The organism is Campylobacter concisus, from assembly GCF_902460625.1.
In the GTDB taxonomy this organism is placed as follows: domain Bacteria; phylum Campylobacterota; class Campylobacteria; order Campylobacterales; family Campylobacteraceae; genus Campylobacter_A; species Campylobacter_A concisus_AD.
In genome coordinates this window covers 55,114-58,040 of sequence record NZ_CABPUT010000007.1, presented here as the reverse complement: position 1 = coordinate 58,040, position 2,927 = coordinate 55,114, and the positions used below count along the sequence as shown (strand labels likewise).

1 protein-coding gene and 1 pseudogene are annotated in these 2,927 nt (G+C 42.1%); both read left to right on the top strand.

Going from position 1 to position 2,927, the window contains the following annotated elements; translation table 11 throughout:
- The first annotated feature begins 111 nt into the window (after positions 1-111).
- On the top strand, positions 112-2,385 hold the full coding sequence (gene metE / locus F3G69_RS06375) for a 5-methyltetrahydropteroyltriglutamate--homocysteine S-methyltransferase (protein WP_149714729.1): 2,274 nt from the start codon (positions 112-114) through the stop codon (positions 2,383-2,385).
- 66 nt (positions 2,386-2,451) lie between these two features.
- Positions 2,452-2,927 (top strand): annotated as a pseudogene (locus tag F3G69_RS09300) (methylenetetrahydrofolate reductase); the annotation flags it as partial.

Here is a 2,927-nt window from a genome sequence, read left to right as displayed (position 1 = left end):
CAAGCCCCCACCTACCCCACTGCACGTTCAAAGTTGCTGTGCTTTGCACAGTTTTATAGTAGTCCGCAGAGCGAATTTTCATCTGCAAAGTTAAATTTAAAAAGGATAAAAATGATAAAAAGTTATGTTTTAGGTTTTCCAAGAATCGGAGAAAAAAGAGAGTTAAAGCGCGCATTAGAGGGCTTTTGGGCTGGTAAAGAGGGCTTTAGTGAAGAGAATTTGCAAGAGACTGCAAAGACGCTTCGCCAAAGACACTGGAAATATCAACAAGATGCTGGTATTTCGGCTATTAGCGTTAATGATTTTTCATTTTACGACCTAATGCTTGATAACATCATCGCTTTTGGCGCTACACCTCCAAGATTTGCAAATTTAAGCGGCTTGGAGCAATATTTTGCTTGCTCAAGAGGCAACAAAAGTGGCGTTGCGATGGAGATGACAAAGTGGTTTAATACAAACTACCACTACATCGTGCCAGAGCTTAGCAGTGAGAGTAAATTTAGCCTAAAAGCGGACAAAATTTTAAATGAATACAAAGAGGCGAAGGCTAACGGCGTAAAAGGTAAGGTAAATTTGATCGGTCCTATCACATTTTTGGCTCTTTCAAAGACGACTGACGGCAGCTGCCCATTTAAGCACCTTGACGCGCTTGTAGGCGAGTATAAAAAGCTACTTGAGCAAATTTCTAAGCTTGATGATGAAATTTTAGTGCAGTTTGACGAGCCGATCTTTGTAACAGACAAAAATGAAAGCGACCTTTTGCCACTTATCACAAAGGTTTATAACGAGCTAACAGGCGTTGCTAGCAACATCAAAATCGTATTTGCGACATATTTTGAGCATGCGATCAAGGCAGTTAGCGAAGTGGCTAAAACTAAAATTTATGGCATCGCACTTGACTTCATCCACGGCAAGAGAAATTTCGAAGTCCTTGAGACTATCAAAAATAGCCATTTGACGCTATTTGCTGGTGTGATAGACGGCAGAAATATCTGGAAGAGCAACATCGACGAAAAAGTAAAACTTGTAGGTGAAATTTCAGAAAAAATAGGCGGCAAAGACTTTTATATCGGCACTTCATGCTCGCTTCTACACGTGCCTTATACATTAAAATACGAAGAGAATTTAAATCCAGAGATCAAAAGCTGGCTAAGCTTTGCGGTTGAGAAGCTTGACGAGATCAAGATCATCACAAAACTAGCAAACGGCGAGAATCTAAACGATGCTGAGGCAAAAATTTATGAAGAAAATAAAAATGCCGTTAAAACTCGCGCTACTTCAAAGCTCATCCACTCTGAAAGCGTTCAAAGCCGCATCAAAAATTTAAGCAAATTTGAGCGTGACGAGAAATTTGAAGACCGCATAAAGATCCAACGCGAAACCCTAAACTACGGCATCTTGCCAACAACAACGATAGGTAGCTTCCCTCAAACGGTTGATCTTCGCGTACTTCGCCAAAATTTCAAAAAAGGCGAGATCGACGCGGCTGCTTATGAAGCAGGTATCAAAAAATATATTGATGAGTGTGTGAAATTCCAAGAAGATATCGGCCTAGACGTGCTAGTACACGGCGAGCCAGAGAGAAACGACATGGTTGAGTACTTTGGCGAGCAGATCAGCGGATATGCATTTAGCCAAAATGGCTGGGTGCAAAGCTACGGCAGCCGCTGCGTCAAACCACCACTTCTCTTTGGTGACGTAAGCCGCCCAGAGCCGATGACTGTTAAGTGGATGAAATACGCTCAAAGCATCACAAAGCACGTAATGAAGGGCATGCTAACAGGTCCTGTGACTATGCTAAACTGGAGCTTTGTGCGCGATGATCTGCCAAGAAGCGAGGTAGCAAAACAGCTCGCACTTTGTATCTATGACGAGATCGCAGACCTTCAAGATGCGGGCATCAGAGTGATCCAAGTGGATGAGGCAGCGTTTAAAGAGGGCTATCCGCTAAGAGCTGAAAATATCCCAGCTTATGAGAAATTTGCGGTTGATTGTTTCAAACTTTCAGTAAGCTCAGCTGAGGCAAAAACCCAGATCCACACACATATGTGCTACTCTGAATTTAACGATATTATTAAGACTATTGAGGCTATGGACGCTGATGTTATCAGTATCGAGACTGCAAGAAGTGGTAACGAGCTACTTAAAATTTTCAAAGCCGTTGGCTACAAACAAGAGGTCGGACCTGGCGTTTATGACATCCACAGCCCACGCGTGCCAAGTGTCGAGGAGATCGTCGCTCAGATCAAAGCTCTGCTTGAAGTCTTGCCAAAAGAGCAGCTCTGGATCAACCCAGACTGCGGCCTAAAAACTAGAAAATGGGAAGAGGTCGAGCCAAGCCTTAAAAACATGGTAGAAGCTGTCAAGATCGTAAGAGGTCTATAATCCAAATTTTAGCGTCTAGTAAGCCTAGGCGCTAAACTCCATTTAAATTTCAAAAAAAGTTAGAAAATGTTAAAAGATAAGATCATAAACAATGAAAGTGGCATAGTGCTTTATGGCCTAACGCCTCCAAAGGCTGAATTTGAAGAAGCAAAGCTTAAAGAGATCGCTGCAAAATGGGACAAGAGGATCACGGATGTGCAGGCTGATGGCTTGGTGCTTTACGAGATCCAAGATGAAAGTAGCCGCGTAAGAAGCGAGCGAACTTTTGAATTTAGCGATACATTAAGCCCTGAAATTTACTATTCAAAATATCTAAATTTAAAGACGCCAAGTATATTTTATAGGGTTGCTAATAAATATAACGAGAGTGAATTTAGAGCAAATTTAGCCAAAAGTAGTAGCGATATAAATGTTTTTGTCGGCGTTGCTTCTGGCAAGGTAGAGCCTAAAATGAGCCTAGAGCGTGCTTATGAGATCGCTAGAGATGAGTTTAAAGAGCTTGTAGTGGGCGGTGTTTGCATAGCTGAGAGGCATGCTAAAAA

What these genes read in the sequence shown, in the direction of transcription:
- metE (WP_149714729.1), top strand. Translation starts at nt 112, where the DNA reads ATGATAAAAAGTTATGTTTTAGGTTTTCCAAGAATCGGAGAAAAAAGA.